A 25,748-nucleotide genomic window follows, 5' to 3' on the forward strand; every position below is an offset into this window, starting at 1 on the left:
TATCAGCTGTTCCAGACCTGGAACTCGGAGATCTGACCGGCCGGCCAGCCGTTGTTCGCCGTGATGTTCACCCGGAGGTATCGCTGGGTGGTCGCGGTGAACGTGATGGTGACCGTGTTGTTGGTGGTGGGATCGAAGGTGTACGTCGCCGACGACTTGAGGGTGCTGAAGGAGGAGCCGTCGGTGCTGCCCGACAGGGACAGCGTCTGGTTGCGGGCGCCCCAGGTCGCGGGGAGCTGGAGGACGACCCGGCTCGCACTCTGCGCTGAACCGAGGTCCACCTGGACCCACTGCGGGAAGGCGTTGTTGGCGCTCTCCCAGTAGGTGCCCTGGTTGCCGTCCGTGACGTTCGACGACGCGTACACGTCGGTGTGGCTGGACTCGGTGGTGGCCGCGCCTGCCGCCAGGTTCCTGCTCACCGTGCCGGCGCCGACTCCGGTCAGCGCGACCGTCGTTGTGCCGTTCGACGCGTTGCTGGCGATGCTGAGATCACCGACGCGGGTGCCGGACGCGGTGGGTGTGAACGTGACGCTCACCGTGCAGGAGGCACCCGCCGCGATCGACGAACCACAGGTGTTGGTCTGCGCGAAGTCGCCCGTGACGGTGATACCGGAGACGGTCGCCGCCGACGTACCGGAGTTGATCACCGTGACCGTCTTCGCGCTGCTGGCGGTGTTGAGGGCCTGAGTGGCATACGACAACGACGTCGGGTCGGCCGACAGGGTCGCCGGTGAGGAGCCGCCGCTGCTCGGGAACACCTCGAAGTCCGACAACTGGGCAGCGTTCCAGCCCGTGTTGGCGGTGATGTTGACCCGCACGTATCTCGCGGTGGCCGAACTGAACGTGATGGTCACGGTGTTGCCGTTGGCGCTCGGGTCGAAGGTGTACCCGGCCGAGGCCTTGATCGTGGAGAAGCTGGAGCCGTCCGTGGACCCCTGCACCGACAGGGTCTGCGTACGGGCCGACCACGCCGTCGCCGGCGGGAGTTTGAGCACCACCTTGCCGACGCCGTAGTTCTGGCCGAGGTCGACCTGGGCCCACTGCGGGAACGAACCGAGCGTGCCCTCCCAGTACGTCGACGCGTCTGTGTCGGTGAGGTTCGAGGCGACGTACGGACTGCTGCTCGAACTCGCCGACGCGGGACGCCCGGCGGCGATGTTGGTGGTGCTGTCGATGCCACTGCCGGTCAGGGATACGGCAGTTGGGCTGTTGTTGGCGTTGCTGGTGACGGTCAGGGTGCCCGCGCGCGATCCGCCCGTGGTGGGCTTGAAGCCGACGGTCACCGTGCAGGACGCGCCGACCGCGAGGGTGGAGCAGTTGTTGGTCTGGCTGAAGTCACCGGTCGCCGCGACGGCCGAGACGGTCGCCGACGCGGTGCCCGAGTTCGTCACCGTCACCGTCTGCGCGGTGGCCGACGAGCCGACCACCGTGGCCGGGAAGGACAGGCTCGCCGGGTCGGTGTTCAGCACCGGGCCCGGAACGGTGCCGGTACCGGACAGGCTGACCGTGCTGGTGGTCCCGCCCGCGTTGACGGTGAGCGTGCCGTTACGGCTGCCGGTCGCCGTCGGCGAGAACTTCACGCTGACGGTGCACGAGCCGTTCGCCGCGATCGACGAACCGCACGTGTTGGTCTGGGCGTAGTCGCCGCTGGTCGAGATCGACGAGACGGACGCGGCGGTGTTGGTCGGGTTGGAGACCGTCACGGTCTGCGCGGCGCTCGTCGAACCGGTCGCCACCGAACCGAAGTTGAGCGCGCCGGGCGTGGCCGTCACACCCTCGGACGGATAGGGCGGGTAGACCGGAGCGGGCCAGCCGCCGCAGTACGGCGTGCCGCTGATACCGGAGTTGCCGCCACCGTCGGTGATGACGAAGTTGCCGCCCGAGCAGTTGTACACCGGGTTCGAGTAACCGACGCCGGTGGCCGTGACGTTGGTGAACTTGGCGGCGCCGCCGGTCTGTTCCTGGAGGGCGAAGGTTCCGGTGCCGGCGATGGTCACGTTGTTGAGGTTGACCCCGCTGATGGTGCCCTCGACCCATTGGACCGCTTCGTAAGGGCTCTGCTGGATCAGCGCGTTGGTCACGTTGATCGGGCCGGTGATCGCGCCCTGGCTGCCGTCGAACCACAACGCGCCCACGCCGAACTGCCAGTTGGGGTCGAGGCTGCCGGCCCGGACCATGGTGTTGTCGGAGATCGTGGTGGTACCGACCGGCGTCGACGTGAAGCGCTGCCCCACGTGGATGCCGCCGCCCTGGGCGATGCCGGTGTCCACCACGCGGTTGCCGCTGACGGTGTTGTCGTGGCCGCCGTAGATCGCGATGGCGTTGGCGAGGATCTGCAGGGACACCGTGTTGTTGGAGATCGTGTCGTTGGCGTCGGCACCGATGCCGGAGTCCGCCCAGGTGGCGATGCCGTCGTCGCCGGTGTTGCGGATGTCGCTGTTGGTCACCTTCGAATTGGTGACCCCGCCATGGAAGTTGACGCCGTCCGCGGTGGTGTCACGGATGCGCATGCCGGTGAACGTCAGGCCGTCCATCGGCCCGTCCATCCAGGCGCCGACCTTCATGTGGTCGATCCACAGGTTGGAGACGGTCGAGTCGCTCATCGCGCCGCCGATGCCGTTGACCTGGGCGCTGTCGTCGCGTTCCTGCACGTTGCCGAAGATCGCGAAGTTCTGCAGGCGCACGTCGGTGCTCGCGTTGGGCGCGGAGTTGCCGTAGAAGCCGGGGGCCGTGCCGGTGACGGTCGAGTACCACATGCCGGCGCCGGCGATCGTGACGTTGTTGACGCTGATGTGGCCGGGAATGTTGAAGGTGCCCGGCGGGATCCACACGGTGCCGCCGGGGCCCGCGGAGCTGATCGCGGCGTTGAACGCGCTGGTCGCGTCGGCCACACCGGTCGCGTCGGCGCCCTTGCTGGTCACCGACACCGCCCCGGAGGGTGCGGTCAGGGCGGCGCCGACCTGCTCGAAGTCGGCGAAGTCGATCGTGTACGAGGAGGCGGTGTCCCCCGCGTCGACCTGGAGCTTGAAGGTCGTGCCCGCCGGATAGGTGGTGGAGAACAGCCGGTGGGCCTCGTCGAAGAAGTGGTGCGGGTTGCTGCCCGGCGTGTTGGTGAAGGGGTAGCTGCCGTAGTACCAGCTGTAGGCGTTGGTCAGGGTGAAGTCGGGTTGCTTGACGCCGTTCACGTACAGCGACAGCGCGGCGGTGTAGACCGAGCCGCCCGAGGTGTCGGGGATGCTGTACCGGAAGTTGATCGAGTTGGTCGCCACCGGCGTGGTGAACGTGACGTACTGGCCGGTGCCCTGCAGCGTCGTCGCCTTGCGGTACGACGCCTCGTCGGCCAGCTGGCCCGCGGTGTAACTCGGGCCGATGGCCGAGCCGTTGGTGGCGGAGTTCTCCGCCTGCACCTCGACGTACGGCAGGCTCGCGCCGCTGCCGCCGGTTGCGGTGGACGCCGCCGCGGCGGGTGGGACAGCCAGAGCGAAGACGCCTACGGCGGCCAGCATCACGGTGCTGACCACCCAGACGAGGGCTCGTCTCAGATCTCGGATGGAATGGAACACGTGCCACTCCTTACGTAATGAAATGCCGGAACTGTCGCGCTGGTGCCGCCGGAGAGGGAGGGGAGACGGGGGGGCGGTGCCGATGCATGGGGGACCGTAATATCGTTGACATGATCACGCAATATCTCGACAGAGCTTTGCAACAAACAAATTTGGATCCCGCAAGATCTCAGATGTCCGCACACGCGAAGGTGCCACCGGACGGGATGTCCGGCGGCACCGTGGGGAGGGTGGGGTCAGCGGGAAGAGGGCAGGGTCAGGCGGCCCAGACCTGGAATTCGGACAACTGGCCTGCGGGCCAGCCGGTGTTGGCGGTGATGGTCACGCGGTAGTAGCGCTCGATGGAGGCGGGGAAGGTGAGCGTCACGGTGTTCTTGGTGCCCGGGTCGAAGGTGTGGGCGGCCGAGGCCTTCAGGGTGCTGAAGGTGCTGCCGTCGGTGCTGCCGCTCAGGGCCAGGGTCTGGGTGCGGGGCCCCCAGGCTGCGGGCAGTTGCAGGACCGCGCGGGAGGCGCTCCGGGCCGAGCCGAGGTCGACCTGGACCCACTGCGGGAACGTGTTGTTGGCGCTCTCCCAGTAGGAGTTCTGGTTGCCGTCCGTGACGTTCGACGACGGGTACACGTCGGTGTGGCTGGACTCGCTGGTGGGCTTGCCGGCGGCGAGGTTGGTGTTCGCGGGCTCGGTGCCAGAACCCGAAAGGGCCACCGTGGTGGGGCTGTTGGACTGGTTGCCGGTCAACGTGAGGGTGCTGGTGCGGGTGCCTGAGGCGGTGGGTGTGAAGGTGACGGAGACCATGCAACTCGCCCCCACTGCCAAGGAGTTGCCGCAGGTGTTGGACTGGGAGAAGTCGCCTTCGACGGTGATTCCGGTCAAGGAGGCAGTGGCGGCACCGGAGTTGGTGACGGTGACGGTCTGTGCGGCGCTGGTCGTGTTCACCGTCTGGTCGGCGAAGGTCAGTGACTCCGGAGACGCGGTCAGGGTGGCCGACGGTGCGCTACTCCCCGTAGCGAAGGCGAAGTTGTTGATGTTCCAGCCGCCACTGTCCTGATCGAGCGTCAGAGTCTGCCGACCGGCGGGCAGGGTCACCTGAGTGGTCGCGGTGCCCCAGGTCTGCCAGTCGCCGGTGGCGGGCAGGTCGACGGCACCGGTGAGGTTCGTACCGGAGGCGTCCGACAGGTGCAGCGCGCCGGGCACCGCGGACGGGGCCGCGATGCGCAGGTCGAGGGTGTAGGTGCCGGCCGTGGCGACGTCGACCGTGTAGCGGAACCACTGCCCGGCGCTGGTCCAGCCGAGGTTGTAACCGCCGCCGGTGTCCGAGGTGTTGTCGAGGTCGACGCCGTCGGCGCGGTAGGAGTTGGCGTTGCCGTTGACGGAGGTGACGTTGTACGCGACGCCCTGGCCGCCGGTGTCGTAGTCCTCCGCCTGAACTGTGCCGGGCACCGCGGCGGGGGTGCCGCCGTAGGGGCCCTCGGGAGCGGGCGGCGGCCAGTGGTTGTCGCTCAACGTGGCCACGAATCCGGTGGAGTTGTTGACGAAGGCCGAGGTGCCTGCGCCAAGTCCCGTGACGGTGTTGCCGGTTATCGTCGCGGAGCCGGTGGGCGCGGGATAGAACGGCGGCGAGATCGCGATGCCGTTGCGGCCGGGGCCGCTGACGGTGTTGTCCTGCAGCAGGGTGTTGGTGGAGGCGGAGAAGGCGATCCCGTCGTAGAGGGAGTCGGTGACGGTGTTGCCGGTCACCGTGACCTTGTCGACGGTCCCGGTGTTCTGGCCGTCACCGCCGTTGCCGATGTGCAGGGCGGGCTGGCCCTGGCTGTAGGCGTTGCCGCCGGAGCGGACCACGGTGTTGCCGGTCACGGTCGCGGACAGCAGGTCGCTGCCGTTGACGCCGAAGCGTCCGGCGCCCAGGCCGATGTAACGGGCGGTGTCGCTGATGTAGTTGTCCTTGACCTGGTGGCCGCTGCCGCCGTAGATCCCGATGCCCTTGCCGCCCCAGGGCGCGATCGAGGTGTTGCCGCTGACGGTGACATCGGTCATCGGGTTGTAGTGGGTCTGGGAACCGTCGCTGTTGGTGTTGTACGCCACCGAGTTGATGGCGATCGCGTCGTCCCCGGTGCCACGGACGAAGTTGTTGGTGACCGTCAGGTCGTTGCCGGTGTCCGCGCCCAGCGACACGTTGTTGACGTTGATCCCGTCGGCCCAGATCGACGTCAGCCTGCTGTTCTTGACCGTTCCGCCGGTGCCGGAGGCCCAGAAGCCGGACATGGTGTGCTGGGTCCAGATGCCGTCGGCCGACCAGTCGGTGCCGGTGGTATCCATCGCGCCGCCGTCCCCGCCGATGGTGCTCCGGCTGACGGCGTTGGCGTCGATGTGGAAGTCGCGCACAGTGCAGGAGGTCAGGTCGAACAGGGCTGCCAGCGGTGTGGAGTTGGGGACCGGGACGTCACGGTAGACCGTGCTGTACCAGAGGCCCGCGCCCGCGATGGTGATCCCTTGTGCGTTCAGTCCTGCCGTCCCCTTCACGTAGAAGGTGCCCTGCGGGATCCACAGGATCTTTCCCTGTTGCTCGGCCTGGTCGATGCAGTTCTGGATGGCGGCCCGGCTGTCCACAGACTGACTGTCGGCCGCGCCGTTGGTCGGGGTGTTGTCCGCCACCGCGCCACAGCTCGTGATCGAGATCGAGTTGGCCGGCTGCGGCCGCGGCGCCGGCGGGTTCTCGACGTCGACGGAGTCCACGTCGTAGAAGGACGCGCTGCTGTCGGAGTCCTTCCGCAGCGAGAACGTGGCGCCCGCCGGGATCGGGGCCCCGGTGACGAAGGCGTGCGACTCGTCCCAGAAGACCCTCGGGTCACCGTCGGCCGGGTTCTGGTCGTCGCTCGTGTTGTAGTTGCCGTTGCCCTCATACACCCAGCTCTGCCGGGAGTTGAGGTTCAGCGCCTGCCGGAACACCCCGTTGACGTACAGGTTCAGCGTGCCGGTGACACCGCCGCCGGATGCCGAATCCGGGATGCCGGCACGGACGTTGAGGAAGGAGATCGGCTGCCCGGTGGTGTTCGTCCACTGCACCGACTGGCCCGTGTCGCCCAGGTGGACATAGGAATGACCGGACGCCTCCAGGACGGCGCTGGAGTACTGCGTCGTCGGCGCCGAGGTCAGCGACCGAACAGCCGCGCCGCCGCCGGGAGTTCCCCCCTCGGCTTCATAGACCGAGAACGGCGTCGTCGCACCCACCGCCGCGCTCGCCACGGCCTTGGCCGGCGGCGCCTGCTGTGTGGCGGCGACCGGTAAGGCGGACACGCACAGCGCACCGACCGCGGCGACGGCCACCGCCAGTTGCCGGGGTCTGAGGATCATCAGCATGTGAGGCTCCTTCACGGAGTGGGGGGAGACCGGCGCCCCGACCGTACAGAGACCCCATCGACCCCGCTAGATTCCGACGAAGTAAAGAATGAAATACGCAAGCTACTGCAAGTTACTTGCATAAATACGCAATTCACTGACGTCACAGTGGCGGGACTTCCGCCGCCCGCGCGGCTGCCGTGTCGAGGTCAAGCCATGCCTCCTCGGTCAGTTCGGTGGCGGCCCAGCGGGCAGCGGACCCGACCTCCTCAGGGGTACGGAAACCCGCGACCACACAGGCCACTCCGGGGTCGCGCAGCGGAAACCGCAGGGCGGCGTGCGGGAGTGCGGTGCCGTGCCGAGCGGACACCCCGGCGAGGAGCCGGGCACGACGCAGTGCCGATTCCGAGGCGGGGCCGTAGTCGAAGGTGGCGTCACTTGAGGGGTAAGGACGGCTGAGCAGACCGGAGTTGAACGGGGCGGCGGCCACCACCGCGACCCCGCGCTCGGCGCACGCGTCCAGCAAGGGGCGGGCGGTGCGGTCGAGAAGGGTCCACCGCCCGGCCACCATCACGGCGTCGACCTCCGCCTCCGCGACGACGCGCAGCAGCGGGGCGACCGTGTTCGCGCCGACACCGACGGCGCCGATGACACCTTGGTCGCGCAGAGCGGTCAACGCGGGCAGGGCATGGCCGAGGGCGGCATCCAGGTGATCGTCGGGATCATGGACATAGACGATGTCCGCACGGTCCAGCCGCAGGCGCTCCAGGCTGCCTTCCAGACTTCGCAGTACACCGTCCCGTGAGTAGTCCGGGCGGCGGACCAGCGTGTCGGGTACGGCGAAGCCGCCTGCCGTCAGGTCGGATCCGGTGGGTGCCGGGTGGGGTTCCAGGAGTCGGCCGACCTTGGTGGAGACGGTGAACTCCGCGCGTGGACGGTGGGCGAGGGCGTCGCCGAGCCGCCGTTCGGACAGTCCGAGGCCGTAGTGCGGGGCGGTGTCGTAGTAGCGCACCCCTGCGTCCCAGGCGGCACCGAGGGTGGCTTGCGCCTGGAAGTCGTCGATCGGGCTGTGGAGATTGCCGATGGGGGCGGCGCCGAATCCCACCGTGCCGACCTGGACGCTCGTACGGCCGAGTGGGCGTGTCTTCACGGGATTCCCGCTTCCACGGCCCTCGCCGCCTTGAGAAGGATCTGCTTCATCTGGCAGGCAGGACCTTAAGGATGGGATCCATTTCACGCAACGGCTTGGCTGATATGCGTAGTTGATCAGATTTTGTCGGCATCTTTTCAGGGCTGCATACCGAGATCCGTCCGATCTCTTCCCAACTCGCAACGGCAGTGCCATATTGGCCCCGGAAAATTAACCTGATTCATTCGTGACGCAAGAGGGGTTCGCCTTGGGTGACTCAACACCGGCCTACCGTCCGGGATATGAACTGGTCGCGGAACAACTGCTGGAGTACATCGCCCAGCAGAACCTGCGCCCCGGCGACCGCCTCCCCACCGAGCAGGGCCTGGCCCAGATCCTGGGAGCGTCACGCAACGTCACCCGCGAGGCCGTGAAGGTTCTGGCCGCCATCGGCCGGCTCACTGTGCGGCGAGGCGCCGGCATCTTCGTCGCCGCCTCGGTCGGCGGGCTGCTGGACGACGAGCTCTCGCACTTCCGGCCGACCGGCATGGAAGACGTCCGCATGCTCCTGGACTACCGCAAGGTGATCGAGTCGGAGACAGCACGCCGTGCCGCCTCCCACGCCACCCCGATCGAGGTCCGGGCCATCCGGGAGAGCGCGGAGAGTTCCCTGACGGCGGCCACGATGAACGACGTGGACACCTTCGCCAAGGCGGACGCGGCCTTCCACGACTCGGTGGGCGCCGCCTCGCACAACGTGTTCCTCAGGGCGAGCGTCGCCGGCGTGCGGCGCCTGGCGTCCCAGTCCGACGTGCTGCTCTTCCACGGTGACGTGCCCGGATCGCTGGAAGTCGCCGCACACCAGCATGTGGCCATAGCGGAGGCGGTCGCCGCGGGGGCGGCCGATCTCGCGGAGCGGCTGATGGTGGAGCACATCGGCACCACCCAGAGCCAGTTCGAGAACAAGATTCGCGACCGGCTGTTCAGTCCCGGGGCTCAACCGCCCGCCCCGGAGGCACCGACCTCCTAGATCCGGCCGGCCCCGCGTGTGTCACGGCACAGCGATCGGGCCGCCCGACGCCCTCAAGTCCCGGTGGACGACCGGGACTTGCAGGTATCAACCTCCCTCAGGCGATTGGATAGGTGTGTCTCATCCGTCTGCGCGCAGGGGCGCTTTCACGCCGCTGCGAAGAAGTTTCCCGGCCGCCTTCACCGTGGCCGCGATGGCAGCCGCCCTGCTGAACGCCGTGCCGGCCCAGGCGGCTCCCCCGCCGCAGGACCTGAACATCTACGTCGCTCCGACCGGCCGGGACGTGGGATCGGGAACCGCCGCCCACCCCTTCAAGACCCTCGACCACGCACGGGACTACGTACGCGACGTCAAGCAGAAGGCCAAGGGCGACATCCGTGTCCGGCTCATGTCCGGCACTTACCAGCTCAGCCGTACCTTCACCCTGACCGCCCGGGACTCCGGCACCAACGGGCACCGGATCTTCTACGAGGCCGCCCCCGGCGCGCACCCGGTGATCAGCGGAGGCAAGCAGATAACCGGCTGGGTTCCGGCCGACAGCGCGGGACAGGTCTACAAGGCCAAGGTGGGCGACATCGACACCCGCCAGCTCTATGTGGACGGCGAGTTGGAGACCCGGGCACGCAGCGGCAAGAACCCCGCCGGGTTCAGCCAGACGTCCACCGGCTACGCCTTCACGGACTCCGGTCTCAACGCGTACAAGCGTCCCTCGGACCTGGAGGTCGTCAGTTCCTGGGGCTGGAAGCTGATGCGCTGCCCCGTGCAGTCGATCGCCGACAACAAGATGACGATGCAGCAGCCCTGTTGGCACAACGCGCATCTCCAGCAGGGCCAGGAGATCCAGAACCCGACCTGGCTGGAGAACGCCCGCGAGCTGCTGGACACCCCCGGTGAGTGGTACCTGGACAAGGGCGCGGGCGAGATCTACTACATGCCCAAGGCCGGCCAGAACCTGTCCACCGCGAACGTCACCGTGCCGCTGGTGCAGGACCTGGTGGACCTCAACGGCACCAGGACCGCCCCGGTGAGCAACGTGTCCTTCCAGGGCATCACCTTCTCCAACTCGACCTGGCTAGCGCCCAGTTCCTCCGAGGGGCTCATCGAGGGCCAGGCCGGTTTCCGGATGGTCGGCAACGACCCGGACTTCGACGCGACCCGCCTGAAGTGGCAGAAGACGCCCGGCGCCGTCAACGTCTCCTACGGCCACGGCATCGGCTTCGAGGGCAACACCTTCACCCATCTCGGCGCGGTCGGGCTGAACTTGAACACCGGCACGCAGGGCACCGACATCACGGGCAACGTCTTCCGCCAGATCGCCGCCACCGGCATCCAGATAGGCGGGGTCGACGTGATCGACGCCCACCCCGACGACCCCCGGGACATCACCAAGGACACCAGGGTCGCCAACAACGTCGTCACCAAGGTCGCCGATCAGTACAACGGCTCCATCGGCATCCTGGCCGGCTACACCGACCACACCACGATCACCCACAACAAGGTCTACGACCTGCCCTACACCGGCATCTCCGTCGGCTGGGGCTGGGGCCTCACCGACCAGGGCGGGGACACCAACTACCCCGGAAATCTGGGCGTTCCGATCTGGGACACCCCCACGACCAGCCGTGACACCAAGGTCACGGACAACGAGATCTACGACATCATGAAGTCGCAGGCCGACGGCGGCGCCATCTACACGCTGAGCTCCAACCCCGGCGGTGTGGTGTCCGGCAACTACATCCACGGCACACCACCGCCCGCCTACGGCGCGATCTACCACGACGAAGGCAGCCGGTACTGGACGAACACCGGCAACGCCCTGTGCGACGTCGCCTACCAGTGGCTGTTCCTCAACCACGGCATGGACATCGACGCCACCGGCAACTTCACCACCCAGCCCGCCTACTCCACCCAGGCCAACAGCACGGGCAGCACCATCACCGGCAACACCACCGTGGGTTCCTGCGCCCAACTGCCGGCTTCCATCGTCAACAACGCGGGCCTGCAACCGAGTTACCGCCACCTCGACCCGGACCCCGCCGTCACGGACCACCAGGCACCCAGCAGCCCCGGCGCTCCGAGCGCGGTCACCGACTTCCCGACGATCGCGGACCTCACCTGGCCCGCGTCCACCGACGACATCGCCGTCACCGGCTACTCCGTCTACCGCGACGGCAAGCTCGTCAGCGCCACGGGCAACACCTCGGTGCGCCTCCCGGGCCTGACCGCCGGCAAGACGTACGCCTTCCACATCACCGCCCGTGACGCCGCCGGCAACGAGTCCGCTCCCAGCCCGACCCTCCGCGTCACCATGCCGTCGGGCACGGATCTCGCCCTCAAGAAGCCCATCACCGCCTCGTCGTACTCGGAGGCCAACACCCCGGAAAAGGCGGTCGACGGAGACCGCTCCACCCGCTGGGCCCAGGGCCTCGGCCTGCCCGACCCGTCCTGGATCCAGGTCGACCTCGGTGCGTCGTACGACGTGAACGGCGCGATCACCACCTTCGAGAAGGCAAGCGGCTACAAGTACCGCATCGAGGTCTCCCCCGACGAGGTCCGCTGGAAGACCCTCGCGGACCGCACCGCCGCGAACACCACGGCGGCGACCGACTACGCCCACACGGACGCTCCGGTCGCGGGCCGTTTCGTACGACTGACCGTCACCGGCTCCAGCTGGAACGGCGGCAGCATCTACGACTTCCAGGTCTACGGCACCCCGAGGACCGTCACGGACCACACGGCCCCGACCGCTCCCGGACAGCCCACGGTCAAGCCGCTGCTGCCCGGCCTGGTGGACGTGAGTTGGCCCCCGGCCACCGATGACACCGGCGTGACCAGCTACGTCGTCTACCAGGACGGCAAGCGGATCGGTGTCACCGACGCCACGACCCTGCGGGTCCCCGGACTGACCGCCGCCACGGAATACTCCTTCACCGTCGTGGCACGCGACGCCGAACTCAACGCCTCCGCGCCCAGCCCGGCGGCGGTGGTGACCACCCCGGCCGACAACGACCTGGCCCTGAACAGGACGGCGACCGCGTCCTCCGAGTCGGAGGGCCACACCCCGGCGAAGGCGGTCGACGGCGATCTGTCGACCCGCTGGGCGCAGGGCCTGGGGCTGCCCGACCCGTCCTGGATCCAGGTCGACCTCGGCAAGGACACCGCCGTCTCCGCCGTGGTCACCACTTTCGAGTTGACGAGCGGCTACAAGTACCGCCTGGAGTACTCCACCGACGGCCAGAACTGGTCGACGTTCGAGGACCACACAGCCGAGAACACCACTGCGCGGACCGACTACGCCTTCGCCGACACCCCCGTCACCGCACGCTTCCTGCGCCTGACCGTCACCGGTTCCAGCGGGAACGGCGGCAGCGTCTACGCGCTTCAGGCGTACGGCGGCTTCTGAGCACGCGGTTCCCCAGCCAAAACGTTCCCCTACAGAAGACGAAAGCCAGGATGAAGATCACCCATGTCGAAGTGCACCGGATCGATGTTCCGGCAGCCAGTCCGCCCTTCCGCTGGCGCGACGGACTGAGCGGAAGCGCTCCGGTGGGCGACGGCGCGGTCCTGCACATCGGGACGGACGAGGGAGCCGAGGGCGTGGCGGTGTTCGCTCGCCCCGGCGCCCACTCCACCCTGCGGGACCTGGTCGGCCGGGTCTTCCGTGCGGAACTGGTCGGAGCCGACCCGTTCCAGCGGGAGTGGCTGTGGCACCGGGTGTGGGAGCTGGACCGTATCCACGAACTCCCGCTCCCCACCCTGGGGTTGATCGACACCGCCCTGTGGGACCTGGCCGGCCGCTACCACGGCGAGCCGGTCTGGCGCCTGCTCGGCGGTTTCCGGGACGCCATCCCCGCCTACGCCTCCACCTCGACGTTCGCGAGCATCACGGAGTTCCTCGACGTGGCGGACCAGTGCCTGGCCCTCGGATATCGCGGGATCAAACTGCACGCCTGGGGCGACGCACGCCGTGACGCGGAACTGTGCCTGGCCCTGCGCGAGCACGTCGGTCCCGACGTCCCGCTCATGTACGACGGTTCGGCGGGCTTCGACCTGCCCGACGCGATCCGGCTGGGGCGGGCGCTCTCCGAAGCGGACTACCTCTGGTACGAGGAGCCGATGCGGGAGTTCAGCATCTCCGCCTATCAGAGGCTCGCCGAGACCGTGGACGTACCGCTTCTGGTGGCCGAGACCTCCGACGGTGCGCACATGAACGCTGCGGACTTCATCCGGGCCGGTGCCGCCACCTTCGGCGTCCGGGCCGGCACCACCCTCCGGGGCGGCATCACCGGCGCCATGCGCACCGCGCATCTCGCCGACGCCTACCGGCTGCGGGCCGAGGTGCACGGTTCGGACATCCCCAACCACCACCTGTGCATGGCCATCGCCAACACCACCTACTACGAGTCCCTGGTGACCTCGGTGAACGTCGTCCGAGAGCGCCACGTGGACGACCAGGGCCTGGTGCACGCCCCCACGGGGCCCGGCATAGCCCTCCCCCTCGATTTCGGCTACGGCAGCCAACTCCTGCCGTTCGTCGAGCAACCGCGCTGAGCGGCGCAAGAACAGAAAGGCAAGGCAAGACGATGGAGTCTTCCCGATCTCCGAGAACCGGCCGGCGTCACTCGCTGCTCCGCGCGGCCGCCGTCACGCTGTCCCTGGCCACCGCGGCCGCCCTGGCCGGCTGCGCCAGCGCCGACACCACCACCCCATCCGCCGCCAAGCAGTCGGCGTTCAAGCCGGTTGCGCAGAAGGCGAGTTCGCAGATAACGGTGTGGGCCGACTCGACCCGGCTGCCGTCGGTGCAGGCGTACCAGAAGGCGCACCCGGACGTGAGGATGAAGATCGTCACGTACGACGGCGGCGCCGACGGGTCGACGTATCTGCAGTCGAAGGTGCAGCTGTTCGACAGGACCGGCAGCGGGTGGCCGGACGTGGTGTTCGGCACGCCGACGGACGTGACCTGGGCGTCGGAGGCCACCAAGCCAGGCGCGCAGCCGTTCGCCGCGCCCCTGGACGAGAAGCTCGTCCCGCAGAGCACCCTGGACGGCTTCGCCAAGGGCTCCCTGACGCCCTGTCAGTTCAACGGCCACACCTACTGCATGCGCAACGACATCGCGCAGGTCGTCCTCTGGTACAACAAGTCCCTCATGGACAAGTGGGGTTACCAGGTCCCCACCACATGGGAGGACTACGAGGCCCTCGGCACGAAGGTCGCCAAGGAGCACCCCGGCTACCTCGTCGGTTCGGTCGGCGACACCAACTCCCATGAGTCGTACTTCTGGTCGGGCCAGTGCCCGGCGTTCAGCCTGACGAAGCCGGACACCCTGCGCACCGACCTCCAGGACCCGAAGTGCACCCGGATGGCGACACTGCTGGACCACCTGATCAGCGCCAAGGCCATCGCCACCCAGGGGTTCTTCAGCCAGGGCTTCGCCAAGAACAGCGGCTCCAAAGTCCTTATGGCGTACGGCCCTTCGTGGTACGGCCAGTACCTGTTCAAGGCCGGCTTCAAGACCCCGGCCAAGCAGATCGCCGCGGCTCCCCCTCTGACCTGGCAGGGAGAGAGCACGGCCGCCACGGGCAACGTAGGCGGCGGCGTGTGGATGGTGTCCTCGCACAGCGCCAACCTCAAGGCGTCCTCGGACCTGGTCACTTGGCTGACCACCTCCGACGCGAACCAGGCGACCGCGCCGACCTATCCGGCCTACACGCAGGCAGCGAAGGCGTGGCTGGCGAACCCGGCCAACAAGGACTACTTCGCCAATGATGTGAGCGGGCCGTTCGAGCAGGCCGCGAACGAGGTGTGGACCGGCTGGTCGAACACCAGGTTCTCGGACTCCACCGCCTGGTCCAGCGTCGTACTCCCGGCCCTGACCGCCGGAAAGAGCCTGACCGAGACGCTGCCGGCCTGGCAGCGGGAGATCGCCGGCGAGGCAAAGACCCAGGGCTACAAGGTGGTCGATCAGTGACCTTGCTGGAGACCGAGCGCGTCACCGTCTCCCCCGTGCGCCGCGGCACCACGCCGCGGCGCACGGGCCGCGGTCGCGCGGGCTGCTTCTTCGTCGCGGGATACGCGCTGCTGCTGCTCGCGTTCGGCGTCTTTCCCACCGGATACGCGTTCTATCTGTCGCTCACCAACGACCGGGGCCAGTTCACCGGACTCAACCAGTTCGTGAAGGTCGTCCAGGACTACCGCTTCGCCCCGGCCTTCACCCACATGCTGGTCTATCTGGTCATGTGGCTGGTGACGCTCGTCGTCCTGGTCGTGCTGACCGCCGTGGTCCTGCGCAGCCGCGTGCGGCCAGGCACCTCGGCGCTCTTCCGCTTCCTCTACTACATCCCCGGCGCCCTCGCCGGAGTGGCGAGCGTACTGGTCTGGCTGTTCATGCTGGACCCCGACGTCAGCCCGGTGTCGTGGCTGCTCACCGCCCTGGGGTTCAAGACGTTCGCCGCCGTCCTGGCGCCCGGCAACCTGCCGCTGATCCTCATGCTGATCGCCTTCTGGACCGGCGCCGGAGGCTGGATGGTCGTGATGTACGGGGCGTTGAACAACATCCCCGACGAGGTCCTGGAAGCGGCCCGCATGGACGGCGCGGGCCCGTGGCGCACCGCCTGGCACATCCAGATCCCGATGATCCGGCAGTGGATCGTCTACATGGCGATCATGGCCTTCGCGACGGGCACCCAGTTGTTCGTCGAACCCCAACTGCTCCAGACCGCCAGCCTCGGCAGGGTGAGCCCCACCTGGTCACCCAACCAACTGGCCTACGTCTACGCCTTCCAGCAGGGCGACTTCAACGGCGCCGCCGCCATCTCCGTCGTCCTCCTCGCCGTAGGTCTCCTCGCCGCCGGTCTCCTGGTCGCCCGCTCGAACCTGTTCACGTTGGACGAGAAATGACACAGACGACTCTCTTCCTGACGGCCGTGAGGCGACGCGTCCGCCCGTCAAGGAGCCTCCCATTCCTGGTCGTTGGGCTCCTCCTGGCCTTTCTCCTGGTGTTCTTCGTGCTGCCGGTGATCTGGCTGCTGCTGGCACCGTCGAAGACGGCCGGCGAAGTGGTGCGGGACAACCCGCTCTCCTTCGGTTCGTTCCATCAAATAGGCACGGCCTGGCGGCACTTGTTCGCCTTCCAGGACGGCGCCATGACGAGGTGGCTGCTCAACTCGGCCATCTACTCGGGCGGTTCGCTCGTCCTGACGCTGGCCGTCAGCGTTCCGGCCGGCTACGCGCTGGCGCTGACGAAGTTCCGGGGCCGCAAGGCACTCCTCGTGATCACCCTGGTCACCATGATCATGCCGCAGGCCACCCTGGTGCTGCCGATCTTCCTGGAGCTCAACCGCTTCCACCTCATCGGCACGATCTGGTCGGTGATACTCCCCTTCTCCTTCTATCCGTTCGGCGTGTACCTGGTCTACATCTACTTCGGGAGCAGCCTCCCCAGGGACCTGCTGTCCGCCGCGCGCATCGACGGCTGCACGGAGTGGCAGCTCTTCGCGCGCATCGCGCTCCCGCTCGCCAAGCCGGTCGTCGGACTGGTCGCGTTCTTCAGCTTCGTGGGCAACTGGAACAACTTCTTCCTGCCCTACCTCGTCCTGCCGAACAGCGAGCAGTTCCCCGTCCAGGTGGGCCTGAACCAACTCCTCACCTCCACACCGTCGTTCAACCCCGTCGCCGGCGCCGGCCTGAACATCACCATCCCCGAACTGGCCCTGGCCATCGTCGTCGCCATCCTTCCTGTCCTGGTGCTCTTCCTCTTCTCCCAGCGCACCCTGGTGTCCGGGATGCTCGCCGGATCGAGCAAGGAATGAGCGCCGCCCCCTGTCTGCAGAGGAGTCCGTGTGTACCGGCTCGATCCGCGCTACGCCCCCGCCCCACAGGCCGTCCTCCGCACCGGATGGCAGGCAGTGGCCTCCCAACTCCCCGACGGCCCAGCGGTGTTGGCCATCGAGGGACCTCCGTCCGTCGACTGGTCCCTCCTCGCTGACCGCCTCGCACACGAGCTGACCGGCCGCGGCACCCCCGTCACCCTGCTCGACATACGGAGCCACTACGCACCGCCGGCGCGCGTCAGAAGCCGTACCGAACATCCGGCGGACGCCACCGACCCCTACTTCCGCAAACTCGCCGACAACTCCCTCGACGACCTCTTCGAGACCCTCCCGGCACCCGCACCACCACAGGCAGGACTCCTCCTCGTCTACGGCCCCGGCGCCGCCCTCGTCGAGCACGACCTGCTCTGGTACGCCGATGTGCCCAAGCGCTGCGCGGAGGCCGCCGTCGGAGCGGGTGAGCCGGGCGCCAACCTCGGACTGCCGGACGAGAAGCCCGGCTTCAGGCGGCTCTTCTACATCGACTGGCCGATGATCGACCGGCACCGCGACGCACTCGCACCCCACCTCGACGCCTGGCTCGACATGCAGCGCCCCGACCACCCGGCGTGGATCGACGGAGCGGGCCTGCGCGCCACGTACGCCGCCCTGGCCCGCAAGCCGGTCCGTACCCGCCCGTACTTCAACTCCACGCCCTGGGGCGGCCGTTGGGCACAGCGCGAGCTCGGCTTCAACCCCGACTCCCCCAACACCGCGCTCGGTTACGAACTGATCGCACCCGAGGCCGGCATCCTCATCGGCACCGGACCGGAGGCTCAGGCCGAGGTGCCGTTCCAACTCCTGTGCGTGCTCGAACCGTTGAGCGTGCTGGGGGCTGAGGCGCACGCCCGCTTCGGCACATCCTTCCCGATCCGCTTCGACTACCTGGACACCGTCGGCGGCGGCAGCCTCTCCGTGCACTGCCACCCCAAGGAGCCGTACATGCGCGAGCGTTTCGGCTGGGCGTACACCCAGCACGAGACGTACTACCTGACCCTCGGCAGCACCGGCACCAAGGTGTTCCTCGGCCTGCGCGAGAACGCCGACGTGGACGTCTTCCGCAAGGAGGTGGAACGGTCCATCGCCGACGGAGTACCGATGAACCCCGAGGACCACGTCCTGACCTTCCCCGCCGAGCAGGGCCAATTGTTCATGATCCCGGCGGGCACCCCGCACGCCAGCGGCGCGGGCAACCTCGTGCTGGAGATCAGCGCCACCCCCTATCTGTACAGCCTGAGGTTCTACGACTGGCTGCGGCCCGGTACCGACGGCAACGCGCGCCCCCTCCCCTACGAGCACGGGTTCGCGAACCTGGAGACCGGACGACGCGGGGAGGCCGTCGCCCGTGACCTGGTGCAAAGGCCGCGCACCCTGCGCGAGGGCACCGGTTGGCGGGAGGAGGTCATCGGCGCGCTGGCCGAGATGTTCTACGAGGTCAGGAGGTTCGTCCTCGACGCCGGGGCCGAGGCGGCCGACGACACGCAGGGGCGGTTCCACATCCTGAACGTGGTGGAAGGGGACGGCGTCACGGTGCACACGGCGGCCGGAGACCGGCACGAACTCTCGTATGCGGAGACGCTCACCGTACCGGCCGCGGTAGGCCGTTACACCCTGCGAGCAGCACCAGGCGGCCCGGTGCGTGTCGTGAAGGCGTTGGTCCGTTGATCCCTGTCCTGGAGATCGGCGGCACCCATGTCACCGCGGCGCTCGTCGACCCGCGCGACTGCCGTGTCACCAGCCGTACGCGCGAGCCGCTCGACGCGCACGGCGACGCCGAAGCCGTTCTCGGCACCGTACGCCGCTGCGCCGACGGACTGCCGGTGCATCCTGGTGCGCGGTGGGGCGTGGCGGTGCCCGGGCCGTTCGACTACGCAAGGGATCGCCCTCTTCAAGGGCGTGGGCAAGTTCGACGCCCTGTACGGGATGGACGTGCGGCGAGCACTTCTCCACGAACTACCACAGCGCCCCGGCGACGTCGTGTTCCTCAACGACGCCCACGCCTTCCTGACCGGCGAGTGGTCCGCGGGCACTGTCCGCGGGCACCGCCGCGCCGTGGGCATCACGCTCGGCACCGGTGTCGGCTCGGCTTTCCTCGCCGACGGCCGCATCTGCGACACCGGTCCCGGCATACCGCCCGAGGGACGGATGGACCTCACCGAGATCGACGGCCGGCCGCTGGAGGACACCGTCTCCCGCCGCGCGATCCTCGCCCGCTACGGCGACCCCGCCGCCGACGTGAGCGACATCGCCGGACGAGCCCGGGCCGGGGAGGAGCGGGCCCGGTGGGTACTGGACGAGGCCTTCACCGGACTGGGCCTCGTACTGGGCCCGCGCATGGTGGGCTTCGGCGCGACCGCCCTGGTCGTCGGAGGCTCCATGGCCCGCTCCTGGGACCTCGTCGCCCCCGCCCTGTCCACCGGTCTCGTGACTGGGGGTTGGACACCGGACTCCCCGCGCACCCGCGCGGATCCACTGCCTCCCGGAGTTCGTGCGATACGGCCTGCCGGCTCCGCGGGGGACGCCGCACTGGTGGGCGCGGCCCGCGCGGCGGTGGCACCCGGCACCACCTGAACCCGGACGTCGGCTGCGGCTGGTCAGTCTGCCGCGTCCAGCGACCAGAGCGGAGGGCTGCCGGCGACACGGCAGGTGAGGAAGTACAGGGGTATCGGCGGCGTGTAGGGCTGCCCGGTCTCGGGGGAATGGATCAGACGGGGATGCTCCAGGCCCGGTTTCGGTCGGGTGCTCGTCCAGGAGGGGTCGGCCACCTGGGCGCCGATCGCATAGCTGACGGACGGCGGCCAGATGACGCCGATGTGCGAGCCGGCCGGCACGATCCACCACCAGCGCCGGGCGTCGGCGAAGATGCAGCCGACACGCTGCACATGGTCCAGGATGCGTTCCCCGTGTTCCCGGGGCATGCCCACGGCGTCGTATCCGAGGTTTGCGCGTAACGGCGCGGGGATCACCAGGCGTCCGGACGCGATGCGGTCGTGCGTCGGCGGCTCGGCGGGATTCGGGGGTGGAGTGAAGCTGTGAGCCAACGGTTCGGAGGAGGACGGGATCGGGTCGCGGCTGCGCGATCGGTACATGGGGGGGACCCTTCGGCCGAGTGGGGGGATGGGCCGGGCGGGGAGCTGGGGCCGGCCAGGCGGGCGTCAGGGCGGGACGGGTTCGTCGGCGTCCGTGGCCAGTTCGGCCCAGACGATCCGCCCGGACCGGTGCGGGATGTCCGCCGTTCCCCAGTCGCTGCTGAGCTCTGCGACGAGCAGGAGCCCGCGCCCGCCCTGGTCGTCGGGGCCGGGCCGACCGGGTACCGGGAGCGTGGGACCGCGGTTCTGGTCCTCGACCTCGATCCGGAGGACTCCGTCCGTGCTCCGCACCTCACAGACGATCCAGTCACTCGCGGAGTGTGTGAGCGCGTTGGTGACGAGTTCGGAGGTCACGACGACAGCGTTGTCCCGGACGACTTCGCGGACGCCCCAGGCGATGAGCAGTTCGTCCACGGTTCTGCGGGCCAGACCGGCTGACGCCGGGGTCGCCGGCAGGCCGAACAGATGGCTGTGGCGCGGGTGTTGGTTCCCGGAGACGAGCCGGCCGGGGCCTTGCGGCCCAGGGAGTCGGCCAGGGCGCTCGCCTCCGGGAGGTCGATCCAGCGGCTGGGGGACAGAGGGCGGAGCCATCGCCGTACGCCTTTCGTGTGCCTTCGCACCCTGGGCGGTGCCGGTATCGCGCCGACCGGCCGCGCACGAGGCGCGGATGGCGACCCTGCCGGGCCAACGCAGGTCACAGCCCTTTCCCCCAACTGGGCTGCGCCGTCCAGCTCTTCGACGAGCTGTGACGACATGCTTACTGTGGCATCTGCCAACAACGCCTCGCAACCGGCAAGTTGAAAATTGCACGTAGCGAAGTGCATGCTGCTTCTGCCAGGAAGTGATCGAAAGAGTCTGTGAAGAGCGAGCCCCTGCCAGACTGCCGCCCGGAGCTGGAGGCGCAAGGGAGGTAGACGGTGACCGCAGAGACCGACTGGGGCGGCGTCCCCTCCGTCCTGCGCATGATCCTCGGCCGCCAGCTGGAGGAACTGCGGACCCGGGCGGGACTCACGTACGAGGAGGCGGGCGAGGCCATCGGTGTCAGCCACTCCACGATCCGCCGGATGGAGGCCGCCAAGGTGGCCCGGCTGCGCCTGGCGGACGCCGAAAAGCTGCTGCAGGTCTATGGGGTGACGGACCGTCAGGAGATCGACACCTTCCTGAAGTCGGTCCGCGAGGCCAGCAAGCGCGGCTGGTGGCACACCTACCGCGATGTCATGCCGGACTGGTTCGCCGCGTATCTGAGCCTGGAGCAGGCGGCGTTGCAGGTCCGCGCCTACGAGAACGAGTTCGTCCACGGGCTGTTGCAGACCGAGGAGTACGCACGGGCCCTGCTCGGCGCGGGCAACCCGCACGCCCCCACCGAGGCCACGGAGCGCCGGGTCGCCCTGCGCATGCGCCGCCAGGAACTGCTGACCCGCGAGGCGCCGCCGCGGGTGTGGGTCGTGATGGACGAGACGGTGCTGAGGTGGCCGGTCGGGGGTGCCGCGGTGATGCGCGCCCAGGTCGACCACTTGATCGAGGTCAACCGGCTGCCTCATGTGACGCTGCAGATCATGCCGTTCGCCAACGGCCCGCACCCGGCGATGCGAGCCGGGGCGTTCCACCTCTTCCGGTTCCGGGCACCCGAACTGCCCGACGTCGTCTATCTCAACGGCCTGGTGGGCGCTGTCTACCTGGACAAGGGCGACGACGTCGTGGTGTACCGCGAGGCCCTGGACCGGCTGGGCGCCCAGGCGGCGCCCGCCCGCAAGACCGAGGCCCTCCTCGGTGCGATTCGCAAGGAGCTCTGACGTGCACCACCCCATACGCAACGGCATACCGTCCCGGAACCTGGGCGCGCGCGGCTGGACCAAGCCGTGGAGCGACGACGCGGGGGGCGCCTGCGTGGAAGTGAAGAAGCTCGCCGACGGACGCGTCGCCGTACGTCAGTCGACCGACCCCGACGGCCCGGCGCTGGTTTTCACACCGCGCGAAATGACGAGCTTCGTCACGGGTGTGAAGGCGGGTGACGCCGACTTCCTCCTCTGAACCCCCCTTGTTTTACTGAGCGTTCATCCCGAAACTCCACGACTCGCATGGGAGACACGGCGTTGCCCGACAACGGATGGCCGGCCGACCGCATCGACACCGAGCACGCGCACTCCGCGCGGATCTACGACTACATCATGGGCGGGAAGGACTACTACCCCGCCGACAAGGAGGCGGGCGACGCCATGTCCCGGGAGTGGCCCGCGCTCCCGATCCACATGCGCGCCAACCGGGACTGGATGAACCGGGCCGTGCGCTGGCTCGCCGAGGAGGCGGGCGTACGCCAGTTCCTGGACGTCGGCACCGGCATCCCCACCTCCCCGAACCTGCACGAGATCGCCCAGCAGGTAGCTCCCGAGTCACGGGTGGTCTACGTCGACAACGACCCCATCGTCCTCACCCTCTCCCAGGGTCTGCTCTCCAGCACGGCCGAGGGCAGGACGTCGTACATCGAGGCCGACTTCCGTGAACCGTCCACGATCCTCGACGCGCCGGAGCTGCGCGAGACCCTGGACCTCTCCCGGCCGGTGGCGCTGACGGTGATCGCCATCGTGCACTTCATGCTCGACGCGGACGACGCGGTGGGCGTCGTACGGCGCCTGCTGGAGCCTCTCCCCTCGGGCAGCTACCTCGCGATGTCGATCGGCACCGCCGAGTTCGCGCCGCAGGAGGTGGGCCGCGTCGCCCGCGAGTACGCGGCCCGCGACATGCCGATGCGGCTGCGCACCATCGACGAGGCCCACGAGTTCTTCGACGGTCTTGAGCTGGTCGAACCCGGCATCGTCCAGGTCCACAAGTGGCACCCGGACGGCACGGGCGAGCAGAACATACGCGACGAGGACATCGCGATGTACGGAGCGGTCGCGCGCAAGCCGTGACCATCTCGGTGCCGGGACCGGCCGCAGAGCCGTTCCCGGCACACGGGGAAGCCGCCCGAGCAACCTGTGCCAGGTCGCAGCAGCGCAGCGGGACGGCGAACTCCCGACCGGGGCGGGCAGTTGGTGGGGCTGTGGGATGACCACCAACTCACGCGCCCATTCGTCTGACGCGGCGGCCGACCAGTACGCGGCCGGCCGCTCCGTATCCTCCCGCGTTCTTCGACCGCACCGAACAGTCGACGTGAGTGCATCCCTGCGGCATCCAAGTCCGCGACCTCACCCGCCTCGACCGCCGTCGTCCTCGGCACGGCGCCCATGGGGTTCGCCGTCACAGGGACAAAAGCGGGCATCCCATTCGCGGCAGCAGCAGTCCTCCCTGAAGTCCGCCGCCAGGAGGAAGGGGGGTCAGGCTGGCCCTGTCTGCGGTTGATCTCCGGAAGCAAGATGGCGGTGCGTCGTCACCGCGAGGTGGGGCATTGCCGCGGGAACACGTCCGCCCCTCTGCGGGGCAGAAGGAAGCATTACACCGAACCGGGCAGTGACGAACGTGCCGAGTGCGTACGCAAATTGCTCCGCGCCCGCGACAGCGCGCTCACCGCGTCGGGGAAGGGTTCGCGTACTCGGTAGAGCGTCGAGGACAAGGAAGGCGCCTCTCGGACAGGGGCAGGGGCGGACCCGTCCTCACGGTACGCATCTGCCCCCATCCCCAATTACGGCTTGAAGTCAGACAGCGGCAGCAGGCGGCTCAGCAGGAGCAACTGTTCAGCGAACAGCAGGTATGTACCTCGACATGGCCTTGGTCTGCGTTGCCGCCGAGGTCGAAGTCGCCGAGATCGCTGCCGCTTTGGCTGCAGACCCGGCTGTACCAGAGCATCCCCTGAACCTGCCGGTCTGACAGCACCACCGGGGCGGTCCGCGCGTGCGGGCCGCCCCTCGACTCCAGGAGGTGCCGTTGCCGGTGCGATCACTTTCGAAGCTGGAACCTCGAATGGTCGGTCACCGGGAGACTTCGCGGTTCGTCGGCACCAGCAGGGCCCTCACCAGGTCGGTGCGGCCCTTGCCGAGGGCCCGCCAGTCCTGAAGTGGGCTTCGGCCGCGCTCAAGCGGGACTCGTCCCCACCTGGTCCCCGGAAAAGATCAAAAGGCCACTCCAGATCCTGTCTGAAACGGCCTCTGACCTACGACTTCGAAAAGTCGGGACGACAGGATTTGAACCTGCGACCCCTTGACCCCCAGTCAAGTGCGCTACCAAGCTGCGCCACGTCCCGGTGCGCTTCCCACGGAGAACCGCGTGATCGCGCGTACAGCACTTTACCCCACGCCCGGGGGTGCGCCGAAGCCGGTGCCGGGCGCGGGACAATCGTCGCATGAGCGACACAACCTCAGGCGGTACGGCCGGCGCGCGGGACCGGGACGGCGAGGGTCGGGCGCGCAATGCCCGGCCTCGGGACGGGCTCGGGCGGCCGTTGCCGTACGACGCGGACGGTGTGGCGCGGCAGCCCGAGGGGGTCGTGCGGGCGCCGGAGGAGACCGTCGTCGAGGCGCAGGCGCTGCTCGACGAGGGGAAACCGTTCCACGCGCACGAGGTCTTCGAGGACGCCTGGAAGTCGGGGCCGGACGAGGAACGTGCCCTGTGGCGCGGCCTCGCCCAGCTCGCCGTGGGCCTCACGCACGCGGCCCGGGGCAACGTCACCGGCGGGGCCCGGCTGCTGCGGCGCGGTGCCGGGGGCGTCGAGGAGTGGGCGTCCCGGTCGGGGCGGGAGCGGCCGTACGGGATGGATCTCGCGGGGGTCGCGGCCTGGGCGCGGGGGCTCGGGGACGACGTGGAGCGGGGCGGCGGGAGTGTCGACGCGGGGGCGCGGGCGCCTCGGCTGCGCGGGACGTCGTAGCCGGAACTGTCCCAGTGTGGACCGGTCCATACCGTTGCGTGTCGGTGCGGTGTACGGACTGTCAGTGGCGTGGGGCAGACTCGGGGGTGTGCGAAAGATTCATGTCATCGGTATCGGTGCGGGCGACCCGGAGCAGCTGACCCTGCAGGCGGTCAGGGTGCTGCGGAGCACGGACGTGTTCTTCATTCTCGACAAGGGCGAGGTGAAGTCGGACCTCACCCGGCTCCGCCGGGACATGCTCGACGCGCACATACCGGAAGGGACGTACCGCCTGGTCGAGGCGCGGGACCCGGAGCGGGACCGGAAGGCCGGGGGTGCCGCGTACTCGCCCGCGGTCGGGGACTGGCGCAGTGCCCGCGCGGAGATCTATGAGCGGCTCATCGCCGAGGAGTTGGGCGAGGACGAGAGCGGCGCCTTCCTGGTGTGGGGCGATCCTTCGCTGTACGACAGCACGCTCGGCATCCTGGAGGAGATCCTGGAGCGGGGTGCGGTGGAGTTCGAGTACGACGTCGTGCCCGGCATCAGCAGTGTCTCGGCGCTCGTCGCCCGGCACCGCACGGGGTTGAACCGGGTCGCGCGGCCGGTGCAGATCACCACGGGTCGGCGGCTGTCCGAGAGGTTCCCGGAAGACGTGGACGACGTGGTCGTGATGCTGGACGCGCACCAGGCGTTCCGGCGGTACGCCGACCAGGACATCGACATCTACTGGGGCGCCTACCTGGGCACCCCGGACGAGATCCTCGCCTCAGGTCCGATAGCCGAGGCCGCCCCGCGCATCGAGCGGCTGCGCGCGGAGGCCCGTGAGCGCAAGGGCTGGATCATGGACACGTATCTGCTGCGCCGCCACCCGAAGAACGAGTAGCGGGCAGGGACAGCGGGGCACCCGAGTGGACCGCCCCGTATGCAGGAGGGGCCTACCGGTGTGAAAGTGACCTC

At 68.8% G+C, this 25,748-nt stretch carries 17 protein-coding genes, 1 tRNA gene and 1 pseudogene; 13 read left to right on the forward strand and 6 right to left on the reverse strand.

All coding sequences use genetic code 11. The features are described from left to right. Positions 1-2 precede the first annotated feature (2 nt). From ACGFY9_RS47710 to ACGFY9_RS47720, 3 genes are all read right to left on the reverse strand, one after another. Positions 3-3,563, reverse strand: coding sequence for a choice-of-anchor D domain-containing protein (locus ACGFY9_RS47710; RefSeq protein ID WP_393765249.1), 3,561 nt, complete (start codon positions 3,561-3,563; stop codon positions 3-5). A 256-nt stretch (positions 3,564-3,819) separates the two neighbouring features. Then, positions 3,820-6,918 carry a carbohydrate-binding protein gene (locus ACGFY9_RS47715; protein WP_393765251.1) on the reverse strand — a complete coding sequence of 1,033 codons (3,099 nt, stop codon included), beginning with the start codon at positions 6,916-6,918 and terminating at the stop codon, positions 3,820-3,822. Between the two features lie 142 nt (positions 6,919-7,060). Next, the gene (locus ACGFY9_RS47720; RefSeq protein WP_393765253.1) at positions 7,061-8,047 is read right to left on the reverse strand and encodes an aldo/keto reductase; all 987 of its coding nucleotides are present in this window, start codon (positions 8,045-8,047) and stop codon (positions 7,061-7,063) included. Positions 8,048-8,294: 247 nt separating this feature from the next. Between ACGFY9_RS47720 and ACGFY9_RS47725 the strand changes: the two genes are divergently transcribed. From ACGFY9_RS47725 to ACGFY9_RS47760, 8 genes and pseudogenes are all read left to right on the forward strand, one after another. Then, the gene (locus ACGFY9_RS47725; protein ID WP_393765255.1) at positions 8,295-9,056 is read left to right on the forward strand and encodes a FadR/GntR family transcriptional regulator; all 762 of its coding nucleotides are present in this window, start codon (positions 8,295-8,297) and stop codon (positions 9,054-9,056) included. A gap of 193 nt (positions 9,057-9,249) precedes the next feature. Continuing rightward, positions 9,250-12,459 carry a discoidin domain-containing protein gene (locus ACGFY9_RS47730; protein ID WP_393765257.1) on the forward strand — a complete coding sequence of 1,070 codons (3,210 nt, stop codon included), beginning with the start codon at positions 9,250-9,252 and terminating at the stop codon, positions 12,457-12,459. Between the two features lie 50 nt (positions 12,460-12,509). Then, positions 12,510-13,607 (forward strand): enolase C-terminal domain-like protein, encoded by a 1,098-nt coding sequence (locus tag ACGFY9_RS47735; RefSeq protein ID WP_393765259.1) that lies wholly within the window; start codon positions 12,510-12,512, stop codon positions 13,605-13,607. A gap of 32 nt (positions 13,608-13,639) precedes the next feature. After that, complete coding sequence (locus ACGFY9_RS47740; protein WP_393765261.1) at positions 13,640-15,025, forward strand: ABC transporter substrate-binding protein; 1,386 nt, start codon at positions 13,640-13,642, stop codon at positions 15,023-15,025. Beyond that, complete coding sequence (locus ACGFY9_RS47745) at positions 15,022-15,954, forward strand: carbohydrate ABC transporter permease (protein ID WP_393765263.1); 933 nt, start codon at positions 15,022-15,024, stop codon at positions 15,952-15,954. Before ACGFY9_RS47740 ends, ACGFY9_RS47745 begins: the two co-directional genes overlap by 4 nt. Beyond that, positions 15,951-16,865 (forward strand): carbohydrate ABC transporter permease, encoded by a 915-nt coding sequence (locus ACGFY9_RS47750; RefSeq protein WP_393765265.1) that lies wholly within the window; start codon positions 15,951-15,953, stop codon positions 16,863-16,865. Before ACGFY9_RS47745 ends, ACGFY9_RS47750 begins: the two co-directional genes overlap by 4 nt. Positions 16,866-16,895: 30 nt before the next feature. After that, positions 16,896-18,590: a class I mannose-6-phosphate isomerase gene (locus ACGFY9_RS47755; protein WP_393765267.1), complete on the forward strand. Its 1,695-nt coding sequence runs from the start codon at positions 16,896-16,898 to the stop codon at positions 18,588-18,590. After that, positions 18,587-19,496 (forward strand): annotated as a pseudogene (locus ACGFY9_RS47760) (ROK family protein). The gene ACGFY9_RS47755 and the pseudogene ACGFY9_RS47760 overlap by 4 nt, the downstream one beginning before the upstream one ends. A gap of 23 nt (positions 19,497-19,519) precedes the next feature. Here ACGFY9_RS47760 and ACGFY9_RS47765 read toward each other — a convergent pair. Both ACGFY9_RS47765 and ACGFY9_RS47770 read right to left on the reverse strand, forming a co-directional pair. Then, on the reverse strand, positions 19,520-20,014 hold the full coding sequence (locus ACGFY9_RS47765; RefSeq protein ID WP_393765269.1) for a hypothetical protein: 495 nt from the start codon (positions 20,012-20,014) through the stop codon (positions 19,520-19,522). Between the two features lie 66 nt (positions 20,015-20,080). Continuing rightward, a complete protein-coding gene (locus ACGFY9_RS47770; protein WP_393765271.1) occupies positions 20,081-20,428 on the reverse strand; it encodes an ATP-binding protein in 348 nt (115 codons plus the stop codon). 503 nt (positions 20,429-20,931) lie between these two features. On the opposite strand from ACGFY9_RS47770, the gene ACGFY9_RS47775 reads away from it, so the two are divergent. From ACGFY9_RS47775 to ACGFY9_RS47785, 3 genes are all read left to right on the forward strand, one after another. Next, a complete protein-coding gene (locus ACGFY9_RS47775; RefSeq protein ID WP_393765273.1) occupies positions 20,932-21,807 on the forward strand; it encodes a helix-turn-helix domain-containing protein in 876 nt (291 codons plus the stop codon). Between the two features lies 1 nt (position 21,808). Beyond that, positions 21,809-22,045 (forward strand): DUF397 domain-containing protein, encoded by a 237-nt coding sequence (locus ACGFY9_RS47780; protein WP_033279182.1) that lies wholly within the window; start codon positions 21,809-21,811, stop codon positions 22,043-22,045. 62 nt (positions 22,046-22,107) lie between these two features. Continuing rightward, positions 22,108-22,923, forward strand: coding sequence for an SAM-dependent methyltransferase (locus ACGFY9_RS47785; RefSeq protein WP_262057566.1), 816 nt, complete (start codon positions 22,108-22,110; stop codon positions 22,921-22,923). Positions 22,924-24,117: 1,194 nt separating this feature from the next. Here ACGFY9_RS47785 and ACGFY9_RS47790 read toward each other — a convergent pair. Beyond that, positions 24,118-24,191, reverse strand: a tRNA-Pro gene (locus tag ACGFY9_RS47790). Between the two features lie 99 nt (positions 24,192-24,290). Here ACGFY9_RS47790 and ACGFY9_RS47795 point away from each other — a divergent pair. Further along, positions 24,291-24,812 carry a DUF309 domain-containing protein gene (locus ACGFY9_RS47795; RefSeq protein ID WP_393765275.1) on the forward strand — a complete coding sequence of 174 codons (522 nt, stop codon included), beginning with the start codon at positions 24,291-24,293 and terminating at the stop codon, positions 24,810-24,812. A gap of 88 nt (positions 24,813-24,900) precedes the next feature. Continuing rightward, positions 24,901-25,674 (forward strand): precorrin-6A synthase (deacetylating), encoded by a 774-nt coding sequence (gene cobF / locus ACGFY9_RS47800; RefSeq protein ID WP_393765277.1) that lies wholly within the window; start codon positions 24,901-24,903, stop codon positions 25,672-25,674. Positions 25,675-25,748: the final 74 nt, after the last annotated feature.

The organism is Streptomyces sp. NPDC048504 (genome assembly GCF_043200035.1).
Taxonomy (GTDB): Bacteria; Actinomycetota; Actinomycetes; order Streptomycetales; family Streptomycetaceae; genus Streptomyces.